Origin of the sequence: Streptomyces sp. NPDC127119 (genome assembly GCF_042677425.1) — a bacterium.
Taxonomy (GTDB): domain Bacteria; phylum Actinomycetota; class Actinomycetes; order Streptomycetales; family Streptomycetaceae; genus Streptomyces.
Map to the genome: position 1 here is coordinate 1 of NZ_JBHXTO010000143.1, position 24,281 is coordinate 24,281.

General features: G+C 71.4%; 20 protein-coding genes. 7 read left to right on the top strand and 13 right to left on the bottom strand.

The window, feature by feature from the left end:
- The first annotated feature begins 417 nt into the window (after positions 1-417).
- From ACFVH5_RS36730 to ACFVH5_RS36755, 6 genes are all read left to right on the top strand, one after another.
- A complete protein-coding gene (locus ACFVH5_RS36730) occupies positions 418-1,710 on the top strand; it encodes an ABC transporter substrate-binding protein (protein ID WP_385838026.1) in 1,293 nt (430 codons plus the stop codon).
- Positions 1,711-1,774: 64 nt separating this feature from the next.
- On the top strand, positions 1,775-2,713 hold the full coding sequence (locus ACFVH5_RS36735) for a carbohydrate ABC transporter permease (protein ID WP_385838027.1): 939 nt from the start codon (positions 1,775-1,777) through the stop codon (positions 2,711-2,713).
- A gap of 15 nt (positions 2,714-2,728) precedes the next feature.
- Complete coding sequence (locus tag ACFVH5_RS36740; RefSeq protein WP_210892972.1) at positions 2,729-3,556, top strand: carbohydrate ABC transporter permease; 828 nt, start codon at positions 2,729-2,731, stop codon at positions 3,554-3,556.
- Complete coding sequence (locus tag ACFVH5_RS36745) at positions 3,553-4,623, top strand: LacI family DNA-binding transcriptional regulator (protein WP_385838029.1); 1,071 nt, start codon at positions 3,553-3,555, stop codon at positions 4,621-4,623. Before ACFVH5_RS36740 ends, ACFVH5_RS36745 begins: the two co-directional genes overlap by 4 nt.
- 71 nt (positions 4,624-4,694) lie before the next feature.
- Positions 4,695-6,629, top strand: coding sequence for a cellulase family glycosylhydrolase (locus tag ACFVH5_RS36750; RefSeq protein WP_385838030.1), 1,935 nt, complete (start codon positions 4,695-4,697; stop codon positions 6,627-6,629).
- Positions 6,626-8,899: a glycoside hydrolase family 3 N-terminal domain-containing protein gene (locus ACFVH5_RS36755; protein ID WP_385838031.1), complete on the top strand. Its 2,274-nt coding sequence runs from the start codon at positions 6,626-6,628 to the stop codon at positions 8,897-8,899. The genes ACFVH5_RS36750 and ACFVH5_RS36755 overlap by 4 nt, the downstream gene beginning before the upstream one ends.
- 24 nt (positions 8,900-8,923) lie before the next feature.
- Here ACFVH5_RS36755 and ACFVH5_RS36760 read toward each other — a convergent pair whose 3' ends face one another.
- The 9 genes from ACFVH5_RS36760 to hisD form a co-directional block, all read right to left on the bottom strand.
- Complete coding sequence (locus ACFVH5_RS36760; protein ID WP_385838032.1) at positions 8,924-9,703, bottom strand: DUF4097 family beta strand repeat-containing protein; 780 nt, start codon at positions 9,701-9,703, stop codon at positions 8,924-8,926.
- Between the two features lie 69 nt (positions 9,704-9,772).
- Positions 9,773-10,990: an NAD(P)/FAD-dependent oxidoreductase gene (locus ACFVH5_RS36765; protein WP_385838033.1), complete on the bottom strand. Its 1,218-nt coding sequence runs from the start codon at positions 10,988-10,990 to the stop codon at positions 9,773-9,775.
- 115 nt (positions 10,991-11,105) lie between these two features.
- On the bottom strand, positions 11,106-12,050 hold the full coding sequence (sigJ, locus tag ACFVH5_RS36770) for an RNA polymerase sigma factor SigJ (RefSeq protein WP_385838034.1): 945 nt from the start codon (positions 12,048-12,050) through the stop codon (positions 11,106-11,108).
- A gap of 22 nt (positions 12,051-12,072) precedes the next feature.
- Positions 12,073-13,833, bottom strand: a complete 1,761-nt coding sequence (locus ACFVH5_RS36775; protein WP_385838035.1) for a glycoside hydrolase family 13 protein — start codon at positions 13,831-13,833, stop codon at positions 12,073-12,075.
- Positions 13,830-14,723 (bottom strand): nitrilase-related carbon-nitrogen hydrolase, encoded by an 894-nt coding sequence (locus ACFVH5_RS36780; protein WP_385838036.1) that lies wholly within the window; start codon positions 14,721-14,723, stop codon positions 13,830-13,832. Before ACFVH5_RS36780 ends, ACFVH5_RS36775 begins: the two co-directional genes overlap by 4 nt.
- Complete coding sequence (locus ACFVH5_RS36785) at positions 14,720-15,520, bottom strand: carbohydrate ABC transporter permease (RefSeq protein WP_385838037.1); 801 nt, start codon at positions 15,518-15,520, stop codon at positions 14,720-14,722. The genes ACFVH5_RS36780 and ACFVH5_RS36785 overlap by 4 nt, the downstream gene beginning before the upstream one ends.
- Complete coding sequence (locus ACFVH5_RS36790; RefSeq protein ID WP_385838039.1) at positions 15,517-16,524, bottom strand: carbohydrate ABC transporter permease; 1,008 nt, start codon at positions 16,522-16,524, stop codon at positions 15,517-15,519. Before ACFVH5_RS36790 ends, ACFVH5_RS36785 begins: the two co-directional genes overlap by 4 nt.
- Positions 16,521-17,918, bottom strand: a complete 1,398-nt coding sequence (locus ACFVH5_RS36795; protein ID WP_385838040.1) for an ABC transporter substrate-binding protein — start codon at positions 17,916-17,918, stop codon at positions 16,521-16,523. The genes ACFVH5_RS36790 and ACFVH5_RS36795 overlap by 4 nt, the downstream gene beginning before the upstream one ends.
- 67 nt (positions 17,919-17,985) lie before the next feature.
- Positions 17,986-19,305 (bottom strand): histidinol dehydrogenase, encoded by a 1,320-nt coding sequence (gene hisD, locus ACFVH5_RS36800; protein WP_385838041.1) that lies wholly within the window; start codon positions 19,303-19,305, stop codon positions 17,986-17,988.
- An 89-nt stretch (positions 19,306-19,394) separates the two neighbouring features.
- Here hisD and ACFVH5_RS36805 point away from each other — a divergent pair, with 89 nt between their 5' ends.
- On the top strand, positions 19,395-20,312 hold the full coding sequence (locus ACFVH5_RS36805) for a LysR family transcriptional regulator (RefSeq protein WP_385838042.1): 918 nt from the start codon (positions 19,395-19,397) through the stop codon (positions 20,310-20,312).
- Between the two features lie 461 nt (positions 20,313-20,773).
- Here the strand turns inward: ACFVH5_RS36805 and ACFVH5_RS36810 are convergent, their stop codons facing one another.
- From ACFVH5_RS36810 to ACFVH5_RS36825, 4 genes are all read right to left on the bottom strand, one after another.
- The gene (locus tag ACFVH5_RS36810; RefSeq protein ID WP_385838043.1) at positions 20,774-21,019 is read right to left on the bottom strand and encodes a DUF5133 domain-containing protein; all 246 of its coding nucleotides are present in this window, start codon (positions 21,017-21,019) and stop codon (positions 20,774-20,776) included.
- 213 nt (positions 21,020-21,232) lie between these two features.
- The gene (locus ACFVH5_RS36815; RefSeq protein ID WP_385838044.1) at positions 21,233-22,687 is read right to left on the bottom strand and encodes a GH1 family beta-glucosidase; all 1,455 of its coding nucleotides are present in this window, start codon (positions 22,685-22,687) and stop codon (positions 21,233-21,235) included.
- Positions 22,688-22,777: 90 nt separating this feature from the next.
- On the bottom strand, positions 22,778-23,722 hold the full coding sequence (locus ACFVH5_RS36820; protein WP_385838045.1) for a carbohydrate ABC transporter permease: 945 nt from the start codon (positions 23,720-23,722) through the stop codon (positions 22,778-22,780).
- 13 nt (positions 23,723-23,735) lie between these two features.
- On the bottom strand, positions 23,736-24,281 hold a 546-nt coding region (locus ACFVH5_RS36825), incomplete at its 5' end, for a carbohydrate ABC transporter permease (RefSeq protein ID WP_385838046.1).

Here is a 24,281-nt window from a genome sequence, read left to right on the forward strand (position 1 = left end):
TTAGGGGCGCGGGGAACTGCGCGATCAGCCCCCACCGGCCCGCACCCGACCTGCGGGGGGGGGGCCCCGCGCCCCCCCCCCCCCCGGGTCGCCGGGGCCTCCGGCGTAGGCCGCCCTGCGGGGCGCGGGGTTCCGACGTGTGGCAGCTGCCGGTCGGCCGTGGCTGAGCACGCCGTTCCCCGCGCCCCTTCCGGGCACTCGCCCCCTGCCGCCCGGAAGAGCCCCCCGGGGCACGGGCATCCGACCTGTGGCAGCTGCCGGTCGGCCGTGGCTGAGCACGCCGTTCCCCGCGCCCCTTCCGGGCACTCCTCCCTCCCTGGGTCTTGACCGCACGCGGAACCCCTCCTAAAGTCCTCGCACTTCCGCAGGTACATCGATTAACCACTCGTTAACCGCCTTGGTTGGAGACACCCCGCTGTGCGCTCACCGCTGACTCGGCGCGGCTTCCTCGCCGCCGGTTCCGGCCTCACCGCCGCGACCGCCCTGCCCGCTCTGTCCGGCTGTTCCGCGCTGGCCGCGGCGGACTCCGATCCCGACACGCTCGTAGTGCACAGCCAGCTGGGCACCACCGCGCCGGGATCGCCCACCTATCTGGACTCCCTGGACCGTTTCCGCAAGGAGAACCCGGGGCTCAAGGTCAAGAACCTCGTCAACGGCGACGACCTCGCCCAGGTCTACGAGACCTCCCGACTGGCACGTAAAGAGCCGGACGTCGTGATGGTCAACCTGTACGACAAGACCCTGGCCTGGACGGATGTCGGCGCCACGGTCGACGTGAAGGACTATCTGGACGACTGGGGGCTGCGCGAGCGGGTGCTGCCCGTGGCCCTGGACGCCTGGACCGACGGCGAGGGCAGGCTGCGGGCCTTCCCCTACTTCGCCACCAACTGGCCGGTCGCCTACAACCGCTCGCTCCTCGACAAGGCGGGCGTGGACGAGATCCCGGTGACCGGCGACCAGCTGATCGCCGCGGCCCGCAAGCTGCGCGCCAAGGGCATCGGACCCGTCACCACCGGCGGCAACGACTGGACCGGGCAGAAGCTCCTCGCCCAGGTCATCCAGACCTTCCTGAGTGAGGACGAGGCCCGGCACGTCTACTCCACCGGCGACTTCAGTGGCAGCAGGGGCGCGAAGGAGGGCATCGAGTACTTCGTGGCGCTGCGGGACGCCGGGGTGTTCGTCGACAAGGCGCAGGGTCTGACCTCCGACCTCATGACCACGCAGTACAACACGCAGTCCGCCGCCATCCAGTCGGCGATGTCGTCGGCGCTCGCGAAGGTGCCCGAGCCCGTCGCCCGTCACACGGACGTGGGCGGCTGGCCGCTCGCCGAGGGTGCCGCGCACAAACTGCCGACGATCCTGCGGACGTACACGCTGATCGGGTTCTGGATCAGTCCGAACGGTACGAAGAAGATCGACGCCGTCGAGAAGTTCCTGCGGTTCATGTACCGCCCCGAGACCGTGTCCCGGTTCATCAAGGAGAGCGGCCGCGACATGGCGCTGCGTTCCGGCACGGTCAGTACGGACTTCCCGCTGGTCGCGGCGGCCCAGCGGCTGGGGGACGACGTCAGCCAGGTCCTGCTGCCCGATGTGTACGTGCCGCCCGCGGCGACCCAGCCGCTGATCACCGCGACCAGTACGTCCTTCACCCGGGGCATCGGCGCCGCCAGGGTCCGCGCCTCGCTCGAAGCCGCGTACCGCTCCGCATGAGCCTCGCCCCGGCCCCTCCCCCGTGTCCCTCGCGTCCCTCGCCCCAGTCCATCGGAGTCACCGCATGACGACGTTGACGCCCTCACCGGGCGACACCACGGTCCGCCGCCCCGGCCCGCCGTCCGCCACCGCGGAGCGGCGCCCGCCCCGGCAGGGCGGCACCGGCCTCGCCGTGCCGGCCCTGATCTGGTACCTGGTCTTCATGGTCGGGCCGATGGTCGCGATCTTCGTGGTCGCCGCCCTGCACTGGCCGGGCATGCTGCAGCCGGTGTCGTTCGCCGGCCTCGGCAACGTGCGTACGGTCATGGACGACCCGGTCTTCTGGGACGCGGTGCGCAACACCGCCGTCCAGCTCGCCGTCGCCCTGCCGATCATGATCGTGTGCGCGTACATGCTGGGCTACTACGTGGCGCAGAAGCCACCCGGGCACCGGGTCATCCGCTATCTGCTCTTCATCCCGGGGCTCATCTCGACGCCGGCGAAGGCCATGGTCTTCTACGCCGCCCTCTCCCCCGACGGGCTGGCCAACGGCGCTCTGGAGTCCGTAGGGCTGGGCTCGCTGACCGATGCCTGGCTCGCCTCGCCGTCCACCGCGCTGGCCTGCCTGATCGCGCTGGACGTGTGGGCGGGGATCGGCTTCACCGCCGTCCTGTTCGCGGCCCGGCTCGGCAGCGTGCCCGACGAACTCGGTGAGGCCGCGCAGCTCGACGGCGCCGGGCACTGGCGCACGATGTGGCTCATCCACTTCCCCGTCATCCGCGACTACGTCGGTGTCGTGACGATGCTCCAGTTCCTGTGGACGCTCTTCGGGTCCGCCCAGCACGTCCTGCTGCTCACCCAGGGCGGACCGGGCAGTTCGTCCACCACCCTGTCGTTCCTCGTCTACCAGAAGGCGTTCATCGCGGCCGACCTGGGCTACAGCCAGACCGTCGGCGTCATCCTCTTCCTCGCCGGGCTCGTCGGACTGCTCACCATCCGCCGCGCATTCCGCCAGAACTACTGATCGGAGCCGCTCACCATGAAGCTCGGCAAGCGCTGGCTGCCCGCGCACATCCTGGTGTGGTCCTACGCGGTCCTGCTGATCGTGCCGCTGTACTACTTCCTCGCCTCGGCCTTCAAGACGAACGACGAGATCTTCGCGCATCCCTTCGCCCTGCCCACCTCGTTCGGGTTCGGCAACTTCCGTACCGCCTTCGACAGCGCCGACCTGGGGCTCGCCGTCGTCAACTCGACGCTGGTGACGGTCCTCGCGCTCGTACTGACCCTCGGGCTGGCGCTACCCGCCGCGTTCGCCCTGGCCCGGTCCACCGGCCGGCTCGCGTCGGTCATGGAGAAGGTCTTCTCGCTCGGTTTCCTCATCCCCACCTTCGCGGCGCTCTTCCCGACGTTCCTGCTGGCCGCGGCGACGGGTCTGTTCCACACCCGTACGTTCATGGTGCTGTTCCTGCCCGCGACCGCGATGCCGCTGTCCGTGGTGATCCTGGTGCAGTTCATGCGGACCATCCCGAAGGAGATGGAGGAGGCCGCGCGGATGGACGGCGCGTCGACGTTCGCGGTCCTGCGGCACGTCTACGTCCCGATGTGCATGCCCGGCATCGCGACGGTCCTGCTGCTGAACTTCCTGACCTTCTGGAACGAGTACCTGTACTCGCTCGTGATCATCGGGCCCGATCCCGCCCAGCGCACGGTCCAGGTCGCGCTGCCCACCCTGAAGTCGATCACCGGAACCGACTACGGCGTCCTCACCGCGGGCACGGTCCTCACCCTCGTACCCGTGTGGGTCGTGTACACCGTGCTGCAGAAGCGCATGCAGCAGGCGCTCGTCAGCGGGGCGGTGAAGATGTGAGCACGCCCACCGAAGAGTCCGGCACGCCGGACAGGGCGGCGCGGCCCACCATCAAGGCCGTCGCGGCGGCGGCCGGGGTGTCCACCGCGGCCGTGTCCCAGGCCTTCAACGACAAGGGGCGGCTGTCCTCGACGACCCGCCGCCGCATCCTGGACACCGCGCTGGAGCTGGGCTGGTCGCCGAGCGCGCCCGCCGCCGCCCTGCGCAGCGCCCGCACGCGCACGTTGGCCCTGGTCGTCCGGCGCCCCACCGACGTCCTCGGCGCCGACCCCCACTTCAGCGAGCTGATCACCGGTATAGAGGGCGAACTCGCCCCGCGCGGTTACGGGTTGCTGCTGCACCTGGTCGCCGGGGCGCAGGAGGAGAACGTCCTCTACGAGCGGCTCGCCGCCGAGGGCAGGGTGGACGGCGCGGTACTCACCGACGCACGGGCCGTCGACCCCCGCCCCGCGCTGCTGGCCCGTCTCGGCCTGCCCGCGGTGCTGCTCGGCGCTCCCGACCGCGCGGCGGCCGTGCCGAGCGTCGGCCTCGGACAGCAGGGGGCCGGTGTCGAGGAAGTCGTCGCCCACCTGCTGAAACTCGGTCACCGGCGTATCGCCTATGTGGCGGGTCCCGAGGAGTTGCAGCACACCAGGCTGCGGCACGGCGCCTTCGACGCGGCCCTGCGGGAGGAGGGGGTACGGCCGGTCGCCGTGCTGCACACCGACTTCTCGGAGGTGTCGGCCGTCGCCGCGACGGTCGCCCTGCTCGACACCGCCGAGCGCCCCACGGCCATCGTCTACGCCAACGACTCGATGGCCGTGTGCGGCATGGGCGCCGCCCAGCGCGCGGGGCTGCGCGTCCCCAAGGATCTCTCGGTCGTCGGCTACGACAACCTGCCCCTGGGCCGCTGGCTCCATCCGCGGCTGACCACCGTCGACCAGCAGGTGCAGCGGGTCGGCGCGGCTGCCGCGCGGGTCCTGCTCGCCCGGTGCGGCGAGGACGTCGAGGCCGAGCGGCTCGACGACCGGCCCCGGCTGGTCGTGCGCGAGTCGACCGGCCCGGCTCCCCGAAGACCCGCCCCCTGACCCGGCCCCGGGCCCCGGTGTGCCGCACGCCCGCACCTGCCACCGCACCACCGATCGATCCGAGAAGGACCATGCGACGCCACAGCGCCCACCTGACCCACGACTCCGCCGTACTGCCCTGGCTCGGCGCCAACTTCTGGTCCCGCACCGGCGGTCCTCTGATGTGGCGCGACTACGATCCCAAGACGGTCCGCGAGGAACTGGAAGTGCTGCGCGAGCACGGTCTGACCATGACGCGCTCCTTCTTCTACTGGCCCGACTTCCACCCCGAGCCGCACCGCGTCGACGAGACCCTGTGCGAGCGTTTCGCGGACTTCCTCGACGCCCATACCGAGGCGGGCATGGGCACGGTCCCCACCTTCATCGTCGGCCACATGTCCGGCGAGAACTGGGACCCCGTCTGGCGCGGCGGACGTGACCTGTACGAGGACGTGTGGATGGTCGGCCGCCAGGCGTGGTTCGCCTCGCAGATGACCCGCCGCTTCAAGGACCACCCCGCGGTCACCGGCTGGCTCATCACCAACGAGATGCCGGGCTACGGCCGCGTCTACCAGGAGAACCCGCCCTCCTCCGACGTCGTCACCGCCTGGGCGCAGGCCATGTGCAACGCCGTACGGGCCGCCGGCGGCACCCAGCCCGTCTCCCTCGGCGACGGCGCCTGGGGCATCGAGGTGACCGGCCGCGACAACGGTTTCTCGCTCCGGGACACCGCCGAGTACGTCGACTTCGTGGGCCCGCACGTCTACCGCTCGGACACGGACCGGCCCCGCCAGCACTACCGGGCCGCCTTCGAGTGCGAGCTGGCCTCGGTGACGGAACAGCCCGTCGTCCTGGAGGAGTTCGGCCTCTCCACGGACACCGTGTCCGCCGAGAACGCCGGGATCTACTACCGGCAGACCCTGCACAACAGCCTGCTCGGCGGCGCCACGGGCTGGATCGCCTGGAACAACACCGACTACGACGGCCTGTGGGACCGCTCGCCCTACGACCACCACCCCTTCGAGATGCACTTCGGCATCACGGACAGCGAGGGCGCGCCGAAGGCTCCGCTGCTCGAACTCGCCGCGTTCGCCGACGTGCTGGAGGCGGTGGACTTCGCCCGCTGCCGCCGGGCCGACACCGACGCCGCCCTGGTCGTGCCCGCGTTCCTGGAGCGCGGATACCCGTACAGCAGGCCCGCCGACCGACCGCTGATCTTCACCTCGCTGCACCAGGCGTACGTCGCCGCGCGCGCCGCCGACCTGCCCGCCGGACTGGTCCGCGAGGCCGACCACCTCCCCGGCCACGCCAAGCTCTATCTCCTGCCCGCCACACGGCAGTTGACCGCTCGCACCCGGCGCGAACTGGCCCGCCGCGCGGAGGACGGGGCGACGGTCTACCTGTCGTTCTGTTCCGGTGAACACCCCGGCACGCGCGGCCCGTGGTTCGACGACCTCGACGGCCTGTTCGGGGTCGAGCTGCAGCTGTCGTACGGGGTCGCCGAGCCCATCACCGACGACGTACTGGAGATGACCTTCACCGAGGACTTCGGTCCGCTCGCGGCCGGTGAGACCCTCACGTTCCCGGTGGCGGGCAACGAGGACAGCCGGGCCTTTCTGCCGGTGGTCCCGCGCGACGCCCGGGTGGTCGCCGTCGACGGGCACGGCCGCCCCGCCCTCCTCGTGCGCGAGACGGGAAGCGGACGCACGGTCCTCGCGACGTACCCGCTGGAGCACATGGCCGCCCGCACCGCCCGGGTCAACCCCGAGCAGACCCACCGTCTGTACGCGGCGCTCGCCGACCTCGCGGGCGCCGAGCGGCCGGTGACCGTCGACAGCCCGTACGTGGGCGCCGACCTGCTCGTGCACGAGGACGGACGGCGCTTCGTGTGGCTGGTCAGCCAGTCCGCCGAGGAGCTGACCGTACGCCCCGAGGCGGTCGGCACCCTGCACGACGTGACGTCCGGCGAGCAGGTGACGGACGTGCGGCTCGCCCCGTACGGGGTCGTCGTCCTGGAGCTGACATGACCGGCCCCCTCTACCGGGACCCGGACGCGCCGGTCGAGGCCCGCGTACGGGACCTGCTGGGCCGCATGACGCTCCAGGAGAAGGTGGGCCAGGTCAACCAGCGTCTCTACGGCTGGGACGCCTACGAGCGGACGGCGTCCGGCGAATACCGGCTCACCGACGCCTTCCGGACCGAGGTAGCCGACCATGACGGCATGGGCGCCCTCTACGGGCTCCAGCGCGCCGATCCCTGGTCGGGGGTCGGGTTCGCGGACGGCATCACGGCGGCCGACGGCGCCCGGGTCTCGGACGACGTGCAGCGGCACGTCGTGGAGCACACCCGCCTGGGCGTCCCGGTGCTGTTCGTGGAGGAGGTACCGCACGGCCACCAGGCCCTCGACGGCACCCTGCTGCCGGTGAACCTGGGCGTGGGCGCCACCTGGGACCCCGACCTGTACGAGGCCGCCGCCGAGGCGGCGGGCACCGAACTGCGCTCCCGCGGCGGCCATGTGGCGCTCGTGTCGGCCCTCGACCTGGTGCGCGACCCGCGCTGGGGCCGGGCCGAGGAGTGCTTCGGCGAGGACCCGTATCTGGCGGCCCGGTTCACGGAGGCGCTGGTACGCGGTATGCGCCGGGCGGACACCGCGGTCGTCCTCAAGCATTTCGCCGGACAGGGCGCCACGGTCGGCGGGCGCAACAGCGCGGCCACCGAACTCGGGCCCAGGGAACTCCACGAGATCCACCTCGCGGCGGCCCGCGCGGGCGTCCGGGCCGGTGCGGCCGGGGTGATGGCCGCGTACAACGAGCTCGACGGCCTGCCCTGTGTCGCGAACCAGCCTCTGCTGACCGGGCTGCTGCGCGAGCGGTGGGGCTACGACGGGATCGTCATGGCGGACGGCGGTGCCATCGACCGGCTGGTGCGTCTCACCGGCGACCCGGTGGCCGCGGGAGCCATGGCGCTGTCAGCGGGCTGCGACCTCAGCCTGTGGGACGCCTGCTTCCCGCGGCTGGCCGAGGCCGTCACCCGTGGGCTCGTTCCCGAGGCCACGCTCGACACCGCCGTGGCCCGCGTCCTCACGCTCAAGTTCCGGCTCGGCCTCTTCGAGCAGCCTTACGCGTCCGGGCGACTCGCTCATGAATCGCCGTACCCCGTACGGGAGTTGAGCGAGCGGATCGCCAGAGCTTCCGTCGTCCTGCTCGAACACGACGGCGCGACGCTGCCGTTGGGTCCGGCCCGCCGACGGATCGCCGTCCTCGGACCCAACGCCGACTCCGTACCGCAGCAGATCGGGGACTACACCGCGCCCCAGCGGCCCGGGACCGGCATCACCGTGCTGCAGGGCATCCGCGAAGCCGCCCCCGACGGCGTCGAGGTCACCCATGCCGTGGGGTGCGCGCTGACGGGCGCCGACCTGTCCGCGCTCCCCGAAGCGGTCGCCCTGGCCGCCGCGGCCGATGTTGCCGTGCTGGTGCTCGGCGGTTCCAGCGCCCGTGACGGTGGGACGACCTTCGACGACAACGGGGCCGCGCAGGTCGGTTCGGCCGCGCCGAGCGGCATGACCTGCGGCGAGGGCGTCGATCTGGCCGAACTCTCTCTGCCCGTCGCACAGTTGCGGCTCATCGACGCCGTGGCCGCGACGGGCACCCCGGTGGTCGTGGTCCTGGTCCAGGGGCGCCCGCACGCGCTGCCGGATCTTTCCGGGACCGCGGGCGCCGTCCTGAGCGCGTGGTATCCGGGGCCGTGGGGCGGCCGAGCCGTCGCCGATGTCCTCTTCGGCCGGGCGGAACCGGAAGGGCGGCTGCCCGTGTCGGTACCGCGCTCGGCCGCCCAGTTGCCCGTCTTCTACAACGGCAAGGACCACCGCTACCGGGGATACGTCGACCAACCGGCCTCCGCCCGCCACCCGTTCGGCCACGGACTCTCGTACTCGACGGTGTCCTACGGCGAGCCGAAGTTGTCGCGGACGTCCGTGTCCCTGGACGCACCCACGCTGGCCTGCGCGGTCACCGTCACGAACACGGGCGACCGGCCGGTGCGCGAAACCGTGCAGTTGTATGTGCGGCGGATCTCCGGCGGCTCCTCGTGGCCCAGGACGAGAGAGCTGCGCGGGTTCACCCGATTGCGGCTCGCGCCGGGCGAGAGCGCGGAAGCCGTGTTCGACATCGACGCGGACACACTCGGTTCGGTGAAGCGTGACCTCACCGTGGGGGTCGAGGCGGGCGAACTCCTCCTGGAGACCGGCCCGTCGTCCGACAGGACCAGTGCGACACCCCTCACGGTGGGGCCATGAGCTGCCCGCACACGCGGTACGTTCCTACTCCACGCCGGCCGTGACGTCACCGTTGACGGTGGTGAGCGTCATGCTGTGGTCGTCGTTCTCGTCACCGCTGGGGACGGTGACCGAGGGGCGGCCGTTGTCGGTGGTCGCCGCGATCCGGTAGGCGGGCGCGTCGTGCGGCAGCATCACCCGGACCGAGCCGTTGGTGGTGAGCGCGCCGACACCGTCAGGCGAGGTGGCGCAGTCGAGCGTCACGTCGCCGTTCACCGTTTCGGCGTGCACGTCGTCGGCACGCAGGGTGCCCGCGCGCACGGATCCGTTGCGGGTCGCCAGCCGGACGGCGGCGTCCTTCCGGCCGGACCTGGTCACGGTGACGTCGCCGTTGACGGTCGTGAGGTCCAGCGCGGCGGAGACACCGGCCACGTCGATACCGGCGTTACGGGCGGAGACCGTGACGGACGTGCCCTTCGGGACGTCGACCTCGGGCATCCGGGCGCACTCCTGGCCGGACTCCTGACCGTCGGTGTCCTGCTTCGGGCACGACAGATCGAGTACCCAGGTGTCGTCCCGGTGGGACCACTCGTGCCGGATGTGGCCACCGACGCCGACCCGGTCACCGTCGGCGGGGCGCAGCCGCACCCCGTTGTCGGTGGTGATCACCAGGTCGGCGCCCCGGGCCACGGCGGGCAGTGCCGCGGCTCCCCATGCGCCTTCGTCGTCGTTCCCGTCGTGGCCTCCGCCGCATGCCGCGACGAGGGGAACGACCGCCAGCAGGGCGACCAGGCTCCGTGCGCGCGTCGTCGTCGTTGCGTCCATGCCCGGTCGGTTTCCCCCTGCCCGCGCATCCATGACTCCTGGCGCCTCGCGAGAACCGGTGCCTTCGCGTCAGGCCACCGCCCTGACGGCAGCTTCCGCCCGGTCCGCCCCTTCCACGACGTGGCGGCGGCGGCCGGGCAGGCCGAGGGTCGGGTTGGCGACACCCCAGACCGCGCCCTTGCAGACCAACTCCTTGTAGACGGCGGCCAGTCGGCCGGTCAGGGCCGTGTCGATGGCCCGGTCGTCGGCGGTGACGTACTGGATCAGGCCCTCCTTTCGGCCCAGCGAGACGCACTGGTTGTAGTAGCGGACCGCTGACTTCGGGAGTTTTCCGCCGGTCAGGCGTGCCGCGATGGTGTCGGCGGCGAGCCACGCGGCGGGGGTGCCCGAGGCGCACGACATCCGCAGGGGCTTGTCGCCGGGGCCCATCGCCATGGCCGCGTCACCGACGACGTACACCTCCGGGTGGGAGTGCGAGCGCATCGTCCCGTCGACCACGATCTGGCCGGTTTCGGTGGTCTCCAGCGTGGTGGCCCGCGCGATCGGGTGGACCGCGAAGCCGGTCGTCCACACGGTGACCGCGGCGGGGATCGCCCCGCCGTCGGCGGTGGTGATCCGGTCGGCCTCGACTCCGGTCACCTCGGCATCCTCGTGCACGGTGATGCCGAGGTTGCCGACGACCTTGCGCAGATGCTCGCGGCCCTTGTCCGAGAGCCAGTCGCCGAGGCCGCCGCGGGCGACGAGGGCGACCGCGAGGTCCGGGCGGCTCTCGGCCAGCTCCGTCGCGGCCTCCACGCCGGTGAGACCGGCGCCGACGACGGCCACGGACTGTCCGGCCTGCAGAGCGGCCAGCCGCTCGCGCAGCCGGAGCGCTCCGGGCCTGCTCGCGATCTCGTGGGCGTGCTCGGCGGTACCGGCGACGCCCTGACCGTTCCAGCCGCTGCCGAGGGCGTACACGAGGGTGTCGTACGGCAGTTGTTCGGTGCCGGCGGGCTCACCGGGGCCGTCGTTCGCCGGGACGACCGCGACCGTCTTTCGATCGACGTCGACGCCCGTGACCCTCGCGATCCGCAGTTCGACGCCGGTTCCCTCGAACATCTCGCTCAAGGGGCGCGGCACGAGGTCCTGGCCGGCCGCGAGCTGGTGCATCCGGACGCGTTCGACGAAGTCGGGCTCGGCGTTGACGAGGGTGATGGCGACCTCGTCGCGGTGCAGCCGCCTGGCGAGGCGGCCGGCCGCGATGGCTCCGGTGTATCCGGCGCCGAGAACGATGATGCGGTGCTGCATGGCGGTGACTCCTGTCTGGGCGGGTCCGGCCCGTGTCGAGCGCGGTTACGGCCCTTGAACCGGACAGCACGCCGATCCCTGACAGGTACGCCCTGTGAAGCAGCTCACATCGGCGTCAGAAGGCGTGGAGCAGCGGTTCCCCGTGGTCGGCCGCCGCCCACAGCCCGGTCGCACGTTCCAGCTTGTCGGGGTTGGCCTGGCTGCGGAACGCGGCGATGCCCTCGGCGGTGACCTCCACGCACGTGATGCCGACGACCCTGCCCTCGACGACGGCGACGATGGCGAGGCCGCCGTTGACGGTCGTCAGGTGGATCTCGGCCGACCCGCCGATCAGGGCACGCTTGGCCGGTGCCGGCTTGAACAGGCCCCGCATGAACCTCGCGACCGCGAGGGCGCCCGCGACCGGTGTGGTCCGGGCCGGGATCTTCCCGCCGCCGTCACCGATCGAGATGACGTCACCGGTGAGCAGCCGTACCAGAGGCTCGGTCCTCCCCGTGGTGGCGGCCGACAGGAACTCCTCGACGATCCGCCGGGCGGCGGCCCCGTCGATCTCGGCGCGGGCCCTGCCGTCGGTGATGTGCCGCTTGGCGCGGTGGAAGATCTGCTGACTGCCCGCCTCGCTGATGCCGAGGATCTCGGCGATCTCCCGGTGCGGGTAGTCGAAGGCCTCCCGCAGCACGTACACGGCCCGTTCGTTGGGAGACAGCCGCTCCATGAGGGTCAGGACCGCGTACGAGAGCGACTCGCGCTGCTCGGCGGTGCCCGCGGGGCCGAGCATCGGGTCCCCGTCGAGCAGCGGCTCGGGAAGCCACTGCCCGACGTACCGCTCACGCCGTGCGCGGGCGGAGGTGAGCTGGTTGAGGCACAGGTTGGTGAGCACCTTCGTCAGCCAGGCCTCCAGGACCTCGATGCGTTCGGTGTCGGCGGCCTGCCACCGCAGGAACGTCTCCTGTACGACGTCCTCGGCCTCGCCCGCCGACCCCAGGAGGCGGTAGGCGATGGCCTCCAGACGAGGCCTCAGCGTCTCGAACCGGTCCACGTCTTCCACGGTCAGCGGCATGCCCCGGATCCTAACCGGGTTGCTACCGACCGGTGTTGGCCTCCCCTGTGGTGAACCAGACCGTGGCGTCCGGGGGCACGTCGGTCGTCACCGGCTCGGACGCGGCCAGGACATGTGCCCCGGGAGGCAGCGGGACGGGCTGCGTGCCGAGGTTGGCGACGACTTCGACGGAGCCGTTGGCGAGGTGCAGGACGTCGTCGTTTCCGGGGTGCGGGATGTCGTCGTTGCCGAGGTGCGGGATGTCGTCGGGAGAGGTCATCCACTTGAGGGTCCCCTCCCCCAGCCGGTACCGGCGGCGCAGGTCCAGCAGGGTGCGGTACAGCTCCAGCGTCGACCCCGGACGGCCCCGCTGTGCGGCCACGGCGTACGAGCCGTAGTCGGGCGGCTGGGGCAGCCAGGTGTCGGCGGCGGTGCCGAACCCGAAGGCGGGGCCCTCCTCGGTCCACGGCAGGGGCACGCGGCAGCCGTCGCGCCCTCGGATGCGGTGCCCGGAGCGTTCCCACACCGGGTCCTGGCGGGCCGCGTCCGGCAGGGCGGTCGCCTCGGGCAGGCCCAGTTCCTCGCCCTGGTACAGATAGGCGGACCCGGGCAGGGCCAGCATGAGCGCGGTGGCCGCGCGCGCCCGGCGCAGCCCCAGCGGCCGGTCGGGCTGCGGGTCGTCGGCGCCCACGCCGTGTTCCAGCTCGACGTGTCCGTCGTACCCGAAGCGGCTCGCGTGCCGCATCACGTCGTGGTTGGACAGCACCCAGGTGGTCGGCGCGCCGACGCCGTCGTTGGCCGCCAGCGACTCGGCGACGACGTTCCGCAGCGGGGCCGCCTGCCACGGCGTCTCCAGGAAGCGGAAGTTGAAGGCCTGGTGCATCTCGTCGGCGCGGATGATCCGCGCGGCGCGCTCCGGTGGCAGCCATGCCTCGGCGCACAGGATGCGCCGGCCGGCGTAGGTGTCCAGCAGCCGGCGCCAGCTCCGGAAGATCTCGTGGATGCCCTCCTGGTCCCACATAGGAGGCATCACGCCGTCGACGGGCTCGATCACGCCGTGGGTCGGCCGGGGCCAGTCGGGCAGACCGGGAGCCTTGACGAGAGCGTCGCAGACGTCGACGCGGAAGCCGTCGACGTCACGGTCGAGCCAGAAGCGGAGCGTGCGCTCGAAGTCCTCGCGGACGGCGGGGTTGTCCCAGTTCCAGTCGGGCTGGGAGGCGTCGAACAGGTGCAGGTACCACTGCCCGGGACGGCCGTCGGCCTCGGTGACCCTGGTCCAGGCGGGTCCTTCGAACATCGACGTCCAGTCGTTGGGCGGCAGGGAGCCGTCCGGTCCGCGGCCGTCGCGGAAGTGGAACAGGGCCCGCTCGTCGCTGCCGGGAGCGGCGGCCAGCGCGGCACGGAACGCGACGTGCTCCGAGGAGCAGTGGTTGGGCACGAGGTCGACGATGACGCGGATGCTCAACTCGTGTGCGCGTGCCAGGAGTTCGTCGAAGTCGGCGAGCGTGCCGTACCGCGGGTCCACCGCGCGGTAGTCGGCCACGTCGTAGCCGCCGTCGCGCTGCGGCGAGGGGTAGAAGGGGGAGAGCCACAGGGCGTCGACGCCGAGGTCCGCCAGGTGGTCGAGCCGTCCGGTGATACCGGGCAGGTCGCCGGTGCCGTCACCGTCCCCGTCGGCGAACGAGCGCGGGTAGATCTGGTAGATGACGGCGGTCCGCCACCAGTCGTCGTCGGCCGCCCCGGACGGCGGGCCGCCCTGTGCGGCTACGGCTGTGGCTGCGGGGGTGGAGTCTGCTGTGGTCATAGCAGCGGGGTCTCCTGTGTGTAGATGTCGGGCCGGCGGTCGCCGAGCAGGTCGTTGTGCGGGGAGATGGCCTTGTCGCGGGACAGGTGGAGGAAGAGGTCGGCCGCGGCCCGCTGCTCCGAAGCGCTCGCAACGCCCGACGCGGTGGAACCCGTGGGACCGGTGACGGCGGACGCGAGCCAGCCGAACTGGTCGATGACCGCCGTCCCCTGCGTCCACTGCTGCCCGCGCTCGACGCCGCTGCGGTCGGCGCAGGCGATGAAGACACCGTTGGCGCGTGCGGCGGACTGGGCCTGGATGATCTCCGCCGGATACTGCCCGGCCGGGTGCTCGACCAGCGGCCAGTTGGTCGGAACGGCTATCAGGTCCGCGCCGGCGAGGGCGAGCCGGCGGGGCATCTCCGCGAATTCGAGGTCGTAGCAGATCAGTACGCCGATGCGGCCGTGTGCCGTGTCGACCACCGGAGGAGTCCGGTCGCCGGGGGTGAAGAACAAGGTCTCCCGGTCCCACAGGTGTGTCTTGCGGTAGACGGCCCGCACGCCACTCGCGTCGACCACCGCTGCGCTGTTGTACAGCGTGTCTCCCCCGTCCTGGCAGAAGCCGAGGACGACGACGCCCTGCGTACCGGCGAGCACCGCGCTCAGGTCCGAGAAGAAGGAGTCCTCGACGGTGATCGCCGTGGTCCGGGCCTCCTCGGCGGTCTCGAAGACATAGCCGGAGGTGACCAGTTCGGGCAGGACGACGATGTCGGCCCCGTCCGCGAGCGCACGCCGGACGGCGTCCAGGGCCAGTCCCTTGTTGTGGGTCAGATCGCCGACGCATGGCGCCAGTTGCTCGCACACGACACGGGTCACGCCCGTCTTCGCGACGGCTGAACGGCCGGCGGTCATTTCACCGCTCCTTCCGTGAGGCCGGTGATCAGGCGCCGTTGCAGGACCGTGTACGCCAGCAGCACCGGAAGGGCCACGAGGACGGCCGCCGCGGCGGTGACCGCGGGGTCGCTGGAGCGGGCGGCCCCGGAGAAGAAGGACAGCGCCAGCGGAACGGTCTGCACCGCCGCGTTGTCGGGGACCAGGATGAGGGCCAGCAGGAACTCGTTCCAGGTGAAGAGGAAGAGCACGGTGCCGAGGGTCGTGAGGGCGGGCCCGGCGATGGGCAGCACGACCAGCCGCAGGGTCTGGAACCGGCTGGTGCCGTCGATGCGCGCCGCTTCGAGGAGTTCCTGCGGGACCGAGGCGAAGAACGTACGCATCCAGAGCACCCCGAGCGGGACCGACAGGGCGATCTGCGGAAGGATCAGCGCCCAGTAGGTGTCGATGAGGTTCCAGCCCGCGAGCAGTTCGTAGAGCGGCAGCACGGTGACCTCGTACGGGAGGACGAGGCCGAGCAGGAGCAGGCCCAGGATGACCTTGCCGCCGGGGACGCGCATGGTGGCCAGCGCGTAACCGGCCAGGCTCGCGAGGATCACGGTGACCACGACGACGGTGACGGACACCAGCGCGCTCGACAGCAGGGCGGAGCCGAAGCGGCCCTGGGTCCAGGCCGTCGCGTAGCTGTCCAGGGACAGTCCGCCGGAGGAGCCGTCGAACGACGAGACGACGATCGACACCAGCGGGAAGACGGCGGCGACGGACGCGAGGACGAGCAGCGCGTGCGTGGTGACGCTCTCGGTACGGGCGATCCTCATGGCTGCACCTTCCTGGCCGGCCGGGCGGTACCGCGTCGTAGGAGTCCGCGGCCCGTGCCGTCGCGTTCCCGCAGGAGGAGTTGTACGGCGACCACGACGGCGAGGATGACCACGGTGAGGACGATGGCGAGGGCGGAGGCCCGGCCGAGCAGGCGGTTCTGGAACGCGTCCTGGTAGACGTACAGGCTCGGGACGGTGGTGGAGGTGCCGGGGCCGCCGCGGGTGGTGTTCCAGATGAGGTCGAAGTTGCGCAGGGCGAAGGTGACCGTGAGGATCAGCGCGATCGAGATCTGGGGGCGCAGGGCGGGCAGGGTGATGGAGAAGAACTCCCGCACCGCTCCGGCACCGTCGAGGCGGGCCGCCTCGTAGGTCGAGCGGTCGATGGCCACGATGCCGCTGAGGAAGAGCACCATGCACAGGCCGTACTCGACCCACGTGCCGACCACTCCGATCGAGGGCAGGGCGGTGTCGAAGTTCCCGAGCCAGCTCGTCGTGAAGCGGCCCAGGCCCACGGCCCGCAGCAGCGCGTTGACCGGTCCGTCCTCGGCGAGGAGGTTCCGCCAGGCGACGGCGACGACGACGCTGGAGAGGATCTGCGGCACGAACAGCACCGCCCGGAACAACGTCAGGCCGTACACCCGGATACGGGACATGGCTCCGGCGAGCAGCAGGCCCACGGCCACCGGCAGGGCGGCGTAGAAGAACAGCAGGACCAGTGAGTGCAGCAGGGCCGCGCGCAGGTCGGGGTCGGTGAAGACGGCCGTGTAGTTGTCGAGGCCGACCGGCGTGCCCTCGGTGAGGCCGTCGTACGCGTAGAACGAGTACCAGACCGAGATGCCGATGGGGTACAGCACGAAGACGGCGAAGAACGCCAGGGCCGGTGCCACGTACAGCAGCGAGGACCAGGAGAGGGAGGTCAGGTGGCGGCGTGGCCGGCTGCCGCGGCGTATGCCGACCGGTGTGGGCGCGGTGTCGCGTTCCCGCGCGGGGGCGGCGGTGCTCACTCGGACTTCCTCGCCTTCTGCCAGGAGTCCTGGACCGCCTCGGTGAAGGCGGTACTGCTCGTGCGGCCCGCCATGACCTTCTGGAGCCCGCCTCCCATGACGGAGAGCATGTCGGTGGCGCTCCAGTCGTAGTAGCCGACCTGGGTGCCCGCGGCGATGGTCCGCTTCAGCACGTCGAGGGTCTGGCCCTGCAGGCTGTTGGCGCCCTTCACGCCGTCGGTGACGACGGGCAGGCGGCCGGTGTCGAGGATCTCCTGGCCGGCTTCGGGGGTGTGCAGGGCCGCGAGGAAGGCGACGGCGGCGGGGGTGGCCTCGGAGGAGGCGGCGATGTGCCACGGCGAGGCGGTGGCTCCGGCGCCGCCGGTGGTGAGCGCGCCGAAGCCGAACTTCTCGGGGTCGAGTTTCGCGCCGTTCCAGGAGCCGCCGACGAAGAAGGCGCCCGAGCCCTTGGCGAAGCGGGCGATGGCGTCCTCGTTGCTGAGGCCGTCGTAGCCGGAGCCGAAGTAGCCCTTCTTCGCCCAGTCGGCCATGGTGTCGGCCGCCTTCTCGTTGCCGGAGGTGGCGAAGGTCGTGCCGGCCTTGCCGCCGATCCAGTCGCTGACGGAGGCGGGCCTCTGCTCGGTGACGGCGAGGTCGGAGAAGATGTGGGTGGCCGCGTACTGGTCGCTGTTGCCCAGCATGATCGGCTGCTTGCCGGCCTCCTTCACGACCGGCAGGTCCTTCTCCAGGTCGCTCAGGGACTGCGGCGGTTCCAGGTCCAGAGATTTCAGCAGGGCCTTGTTGTAGTAGATGCCCTGCACCTCGCTGATCGGGGACATCCCGTAGAGGTTCCCGTCGCCGAAGGCGGTGCCCGCGCTGTTCCAGCGGGCCGGTGCCAGGGTGCTCGCGCCGGTGCCGGTGAGCCAGCCGTAGGTGGCGGCCACGTCGTCGAGGGGGCGTACGAGCTTGGCCTTGACCAGGGCGCCGTCGACCGCGTACCCGATGTTGCCCTGGAACAGGTCGGGCGGGGTGCTGCCGGAGGCGGCGTTGACGACGGTGGCGACGAGGTCGTCGAAGCTCTTGTAGGTGATGTCGACGGTGACGTTCGGGTACTTCTTCTCGAAGGCCGGGACGACCGACTTCATCAGCGGCTTCTCCGCCTGGTCCGCCCACATCCGCAGGGTGACGTCACCGAGGGCGGCGACCTGCCCGGTGGTCACCGGCTCGGTGATGAAGGACTGCGTCCCGGCAGTGGCGGACTTGCCCGCGCCTGGCGCGCTGCACCCGGCGCAGGCGAGGACGGCGGCCACCGCGACGGTCGCGGCGGCGCCCCAGGCACGACGGGGCGCGCCCGCTCTCTCGCCCGCTCTCTCACGGAGTACGCGACGGCGTACCTCACGACGTACGGATTTCATCCGGTGCACCGTTCCTGTGTGGCCTGTATGGGTCTCTGTCGGTCTGTACGGACCTGTGCGGGAGGGGTCAGCCGGCGTAGGAACGCAGGCGGAGGGTGGCCGTGGCCTGGTGGGCGGTCATGCCCTCGCTGGCGGAGATGACCTCCACCGCCTCGGCGAGCGACGGCGTGGCCTCACGGCTGATGCGCTGGTACGTGAGCGGCTTGAGGTAGCGGGAGACGGAGAGACCGGCGCTGTGCTTGGCGCCGCCGGCGGTCGGCAGGGTGTGGTTCGTACCGGCCATGCCCTTGTCCGAGTACGCGACCGTGCTCCAGTGCCCGAGGAACAGGCTGCCGTAGTTGCGCAGGGTGTCGTGGTACCAGTCGTCCTCGGCCGTGTGCACCTCCAGGTGCTCCGGGGCGAGTTCGTCCATGACCGTGACCGCGTCCTCCCTGTTGTCCACGAGGATCACGGAGCCGAAGTCGTGCCAGGCGGGCCCGCAGATGTCCCGCGTGGACAGGGTCGGCAGCCGGCGCTCGACGGCGGCGATCACGTCACGGCCGAGCCGCTCGGAGGTGGTGACCAGGGCGGCCGGTGAGTGGGGGCCGTGCTCGGCCTGGCCGAGCAGGTCCGCCGCGACGGCTTCCGCGTCGGCCGTCCCGTCGGCGATGACGGCGACCTCGGAGGGCCCCGCGAGGAGGTCGATGGCGACCGTGCCGAACAACTGGCGCTTGGCCTCGGCCACATAGGCGTTCCCGGCGCCGACGAGCATGTCGACGGGCGCCCGGCCCAGCAGCCCGAAGGCCATGGCCGCGAGGGCCTGCACCCCGCCGACGACGAAGAGGTGGTCGATGCCGGAGAGGTGGGCCGCGTAGGTGACGGCGTCGTTGGCGCGTCCGTCCGGCTGGGGCGGGGTGCACCCGATCACCGTGGGTACGCCCGCGACCTTGGCCACGCCCACGGTCATGAAGGCGCTGGCGGTGAGCGGGAAGCGGCCCGCGGGGAGGTAGGCCCCGACGGCGGAGACCGGGACGTAACGCTGGCCGACCACCAGGCCGGGGGCGATCTCCTCCTCGAAGTCCGCCAGGTGGTCGCGCTGCAGGGTGGCGAAGCGCCGGGTGCGCTCCGCGCCGAGCTCGATCGCCGCACGCAGGTCCTTCGGCAGCCGGTCACCGCTGCGGGCTATGTCGGCCGCGTCCAGCTCGATCGCGCCGTCGGGCTGACCGTCGAGGGTGCGTGCGTAACGGCGGACGGCGTCGAGGCCGTCGCGCTCGATCTCGGACAGCATGCGGCTGACCGTCTCGATCACCTCGGGGTCGCGCTGGGCGGGCGGAGCGTCGACCGCGGGAGCCTTCAGCAGGGTGTGGCGGTCGGAGAAGGCAGCGGTGAAGCGGGAGCTCAATTTCATACTGCTGAGCCTGAAGGACGGTTTGCCCCGGGACAACCTCGAATTGTCCTCGCCACCCCATAGGGCAGCCCTATGGCAGAGTGGGCGGCATGCCTCCTTCGTCCGCTCCGGCGATCACCCTCAACCAGCTGCGCGCCTTCCTGGCCGCCACCCGGCTGGGTACGTTCTCCGCCGCGGCGGCGGAGCTGCGCACGACCCAGCCCTCGGTCTCGGAACTGATCAAACGCATGGAGGACCACTACCGGGTGCCGCTGTTCACCCGGGGGGCGCGCCGGCTCGTCCTGACCGCGGCCGGCGAGGAGCTGCTGCCCTATGCCGAGCAGGCGGCGGAGGCGGCCGAGGGCGCCGACCGGGCACTGCGCTCGCTGACCTCCCTCGACGGCGGAGTGGCCACCTTCGGCCTGCTGCGCAACGCCGACTACTACCTGCTGTCCGACCTGCTCGAAACGTTCCACGCCCGGCATCCCCGGGTACGGCTGCGGATCGTGGGCCTGAACTCGGTGGAGGTCGCGGAGGCCGTCACCGCGGGTGATCTGGAGGCCGGTCTGGTCGTCCTGCCCATCGACGCCGAGGGCCTCGACATCACGCCTCTCATGCGGGACGAGGTCGTCTACGCCTCGGCGGACCCGGCGCGCACCGCCCGGCCCGTGACCGTGACCGACCTCGCCGAGGCGCCGCTGATCCTGTACGACGCCCACTACGGCTGGCGGGATCCCACGCGGCGCCAGCTGGCCGAGCGCGCCCAGGTGGAGGGCATCACGCTGTCGCCGGTGGTGGAGGTCGAGCAGGTCGACTCGGCGCTGCACCTGGTCGCCCGGGGCGCGGGCGACACCATCGTGTCCCGGGCGGTCGCGGGCAGCCGTACGTTCCCGGAGAACCTGCACACCGTCGGTTTCGCCGACCCGCTGTACGACACCATCGCCGTGGTCCGGCGTCAGGGAGCCGTACTGTCACCCGCCACCCGGGAGCTCGCCCGTCTGGCCCGCCGCATGCTGCTGGAGCACTGACCTGGACGTGGACACCGGCCTGGACACCGCACTGAGCACAGAGCGTGCCCATGGGACAGGAGGTGTCCCGTACCGGTGTGTGCGTCGGTGCGCTGTCCCCTGCCACGGTCCGCCCGGTGTGCGCCGCCGCGCCGGGCACCCGCGCCCCGCTACGCTGTGAACGGTGGCAGGTACCCGTGCTGACAGCCCGCAGGGTCACCCCGCCGCCCGGCTCCCGGACCCCGGGCCGCTCGTCGGAACAGGCAGAACGGCCGCGAGACGGCCGGGGCCCTCAGATCCTCGCAGCGGACGCCGGGGCCCCGGCACAGCGTCCTCTCTCCGTCCTGGGAGCGATTCCCGCTCGCTCCGGCAGGGGGAGGACGAACCGGCGCGGGGACACCTACGGATGGGGAGCCGCTGTGCCCCCGCGTCGGCACGGCCCGTCACCGGAGGACCAGTCCTGCGCTGTCGGCGCCTCAGCCCTAAGCCGCCAGCGTCTCGTCCTCCTGGGCCGCGCCCTCGCGGGTGGCGCGGTACTGCTCGATCAGCAGATCGGCCGTACGCAGTGCCTCTTCCGCGGTGCGCGAGGCGGTCATGACGCAGAGCGTGTAAGTGACGTTCTCCAGGGCGCGGCTGGTACGGCCGGTGGGGCGCACGTCGTGCTCGATCCGTACCTCCGCGAACCGGGCCAGGACCGTACGCAGTTCCTTCTCCGCCGGCACCATCATGGTGATTCCTCTCCCACACACAGCACAGCTCGCATGTGGGCAGACGCCACCGCGAGAATCCGGGCTTCATCAGTGGCGTCTTTGTCACTGGGGCGACACCGAGCGGTGTCGCGTACACCCCTGGTGCCCCGTCGCGGTGGGTCTATACCTGCTCAGGTCCCACTTCCGCCGCACGGGTCCGCGGATCCGGCTCCCGTACGGCGGCGAACCGTCTCAGTACTCGCCCCCTCCGTCCGGCAGGATGCCCGTGCGGGCCACGTCGGCGTACCACCGCGCGCTGGCCTTGGGGATGCGCCGGCCGGTCGGATAGTCGACGTAGACGGCACCGAAGCGCTTGCTGTAGCCGTAGCCCCACTCGAAGTTGTCCAGCAGGGACCACAGGAAGTAGCCCCGTACGTCGACGCCGTCCTTGACCGCCCGGTGCACCGCGGACAGATGGCCGCGCAGGTAGGCGATGCGTTCGGGGTCGACCACCTCGCCCTCCGGGTTCACGTAGTCGTCGAACGCCGCCCCGTTCTCGGTGATCATCAGGGGCATGGCGGGGAAGTCCGCCTTGAGCCGCAGCAGCAGGTCGTACAGACCGCTGGGGTCGACCGCCCAGCCCATCGCGGTGGTGCTGCCCTCCGGACGGTGGAAGGCGACCTCGGCCCCCGGCCAGGGGCTGTGCTCGCTCTGCCCGTGCCCGTCGGAACCGTGGCTGGCCTCACCGGTGGCGGCGGAGACGACGGTCGGCGTGTAGTAGTTGACGCCCAGGAAGTCCAGCGGCTGGTGGATCGCGGCAAGGTCGCCGTCCTGCACGAAGGACCAGTCGGTGAGGCCGGCCGTGTCCTGGAGGAGATCCTGCGGGTACCGGCCCTCCAACTGCGGCCCCGTGAAGACCCGGTTGGCCAGCGCGTCGATCCGGCGGGCCGCGTCCACGTCCTCGGCGGACTCGGTGAGCGCGCGGACATGGTGGATGTTGAGCGTGATGGAGGCCCGCGCGGAGGACGGCAGTTCGGCGCGCAGTGCCTGTACGGCCTTGCCGTGGGCGAGGTTGAGGTGGTGCGCCGCGCGCAGGGCGGCCACCGGGTCGGTGCGGCCGGGTGCGTGGACGCCGGAGCCGTAGCCGAGGAAGGCGCTGCACCAGGGCTCGTTGAGGGTGGTCCAGGTCTTCACCCGGTCCCCCAGCGCGCGGGCCGCGAGCGTCGCGTAGTCGGCGAACCGGTCGGCGGTGACGCGCTCGGGCCAGCCGCCCGCGTCCTCCAGGTGCTGCGGCAGGTCCCAGTGGTAGAGGGTGACGACCGGTTCGATGCCCTTCTCCAGCAGGGCGTCCGTCAGGGCGCGGTAGAAGTCGAGCCCCTTCTGGACGGCCGGACCGCGGCCGGTCGGCTGCACCCGTGACCACGACAGGGAGAACCGGTAGGCGCTCACCCCGAGGTCGGCCATGATCTCGACGTCCTCGCGCCAGCGGTGGAAGTGGTCGGTGGCCACGTCACCGGTGTCGCCGTTGCGCACCCTGCCGGGCGTGTGCGAGTAGGTGTCCCAGATCGAGGGGGTGCGTCCGTCCGCGGTGGCGGCGCCCTCGATCTGGTAGGCGGCGGTCGCCGTGCCCCAGGTGAAGTTCTGCGGGAACCGGACGGCGGTGGAGTTTTCCGGGGTGGGCGCGACACGTCGGGTAACGGTGGTCACGTGAGTCCTTCCAGAGTGCTGCGGGACGGGAGGGGCGGAGCGGGGGCTCGGGCGCCGGCGGGCCCCGGCACCGGGGGGACGGCGGGTCGGTCATCCCTTGACGGCTCCCTGCATGATGCCGCCGACGATCTGACGGCCGAAGACGACGAACATGGCGAGCAGGGGCAGTGTGCCGAGGAGGGCGCCCGCCATGATCAGCGACTGGTCGCGCACGTATCCCGCGCTGAGCTGGGTGAGGGCGACGGGCACCGTCGGATTGGACATGTCGAGCACGATGAACGGCCAGAAGAAGTCGTTCCAGGCGTGCACGAACGTGATCATGAACAGGACGGCCATGGGAGCCCGGGCGATCGGCAGCACGATGCTCCAGAAGATGCGCAGGGAGTGCGCGCCGTCCACCCGTCCCGCCTCGACGAGTTCGTCGGGCAGCGCCTCGCTGAGGTACTGCCGCATGAAGAACACGCCGACGGCGCTGACCAGCGTGGGGAAGATGACGGCGGGCAGCTGCTGGCCCCAGCCCAGCTCGGTCATCATCATGAACAGGGGTACGACGCCGAGTTGGGGCGGCACCATCATCGTGCCGATCACGAGCATCAGCAGGATGTTGCGGCCCTTGAAGCGGAGTTTCGCGAACGCGAAACCGGCGAGGGTGGCGAACAGCACCGTGGACAGGGCGATCACCCCGGCCACGATCAGGCTGTTCATCATGGCCTTGCCCAGCGCGGCGTCCTGCCAGGCCTTGCCCAGGTTGTCCAGCAGATGGGGTCCGGGCAGGAACGGCGGGGGCGTCTGGGTGACGCGCGTGTTGTCGGTGGAGGCCGCCACCATCGTCCAGTAGAGCGGGAAGAGGGAGAAGAGCGCCGCGATTCCCAGCAGGACGTAGGCGAGGGGGCCCGCGTGGTGCTGGCGTCCGGCACCCGGGTGCCGGAACAGCTGCCGGCTCCGGCCGCCGGTCGGGGCGTTCTTCCGTGTCTTCTTCTGTACGGTCCCGGGGCGTGCGTCCGCCGTCTCGACCGGGATGCTGTCTGTGGTCATGGGGATCTCCCGGTCAGGCCCTGCGCGCCAGGACGCGCTTGACGACTCGTTGGACGACGAAGAGGACGATGAGCAGCAGGAACATCGCCCAGGCGACCGTGGCGGCCCGGCCCATCTGGTAGTTCTTCCAGCCCTCCTCGTACAGGAGCAGTCCCAGCGTCTGGTACTGGTTGTCCGCTCCCCCGGTGATGCCGTTCGGGCCCTGGCCGAAGATCAGGGGCTCGCCGAAGAGCTGGGTGGCGCCGATCGTGGACAGGACGATGGTGAACACGATGGTGGAACGGATGCCGGGGACGGTGACCTTGAGGAACTGCTGCCAGCGCGAGGCGCCGTCGATGGCCGCGGCCTCGTAGCGGTCGCGCGGGATCGCCTGCATCGCCGCGAGGTAGAGCAGGGCGTTGTAGCCGGTCCAGCGCCAGATGACGATCGTGGAAATGGCCGTCTGCGCGGCCCACTTGTTGTTCTCGAAGTCGATGTTGTCGATGCCGACCAGGCTCAGCATCCAGTTGATCATGCCGAAGTCGCGTTCGAAGAGCATCGTGAACACGAGGGCCGCGGC

Excerpts from the sequence above, each read along its gene's own strand:
- hisD (WP_385838041.1), bottom strand. The coding sequence starts at position 19,305 with ATGAAATTGAGCTCCCGCTTCACCGCTGCCTTCTCCGACCGCCACACC.
- ACFVH5_RS36760 (WP_385838032.1), bottom strand. The coding sequence starts at position 9,703 with ATGGACGCAACGACGACGACGCGCGCACGGAGCCTGGTCGCCCTGCTG.
- ACFVH5_RS36780 (WP_385838036.1), bottom strand. The coding sequence starts at position 14,723 with ATGACCGCCGGCCGTTCAGCCGTCGCGAAGACGGGCGTGACCCGTGTC.
- ACFVH5_RS36785 (WP_385838037.1), bottom strand. The coding sequence starts at position 15,520 with ATGAGGATCGCCCGTACCGAGAGCGTCACCACGCACGCGCTGCTCGTC.
- ACFVH5_RS36775 (WP_385838035.1), bottom strand. The coding sequence starts at position 13,833 with ATGACCACAGCAGACTCCACCCCCGCAGCCACAGCCGTAGCCGCACAG.
- ACFVH5_RS36820 (WP_385838045.1), bottom strand. The coding sequence starts at position 23,722 with ATGACCACAGACAGCATCCCGGTCGAGACGGCGGACGCACGCCCCGGG.
- ACFVH5_RS36765 (WP_385838033.1), bottom strand. The coding sequence starts at position 10,990 with ATGCAGCACCGCATCATCGTTCTCGGCGCCGGATACACCGGAGCCATC.
- ACFVH5_RS36810 (WP_385838043.1), bottom strand. The coding sequence starts at position 21,019 with ATGATGGTGCCGGCGGAGAAGGAACTGCGTACGGTCCTGGCCCGGTTC.
- ACFVH5_RS36805 (WP_385838042.1), top strand. The coding sequence starts at position 19,395 with ATGCCTCCTTCGTCCGCTCCGGCGATCACCCTCAACCAGCTGCGCGCC.
- ACFVH5_RS36735 (WP_385838027.1), top strand. The coding sequence starts at position 1,775 with ATGACGACGTTGACGCCCTCACCGGGCGACACCACGGTCCGCCGCCCC.
- ACFVH5_RS36795 (WP_385838040.1), bottom strand. The coding sequence starts at position 17,918 with ATGAAATCCGTACGTCGTGAGGTACGCCGTCGCGTACTCCGTGAGAGA.
- sigJ (WP_385838034.1), bottom strand. The coding sequence starts at position 12,050 with ATGCCGCTGACCGTGGAAGACGTGGACCGGTTCGAGACGCTGAGGCCT.
- ACFVH5_RS36755 (WP_385838031.1), top strand. The coding sequence starts at position 6,626 with ATGACCGGCCCCCTCTACCGGGACCCGGACGCGCCGGTCGAGGCCCGC.
- ACFVH5_RS36750 (WP_385838030.1), top strand. The coding sequence starts at position 4,695 with ATGCGACGCCACAGCGCCCACCTGACCCACGACTCCGCCGTACTGCCC.
- ACFVH5_RS36740 (WP_210892972.1), top strand. The coding sequence starts at position 2,729 with ATGAAGCTCGGCAAGCGCTGGCTGCCCGCGCACATCCTGGTGTGGTCC.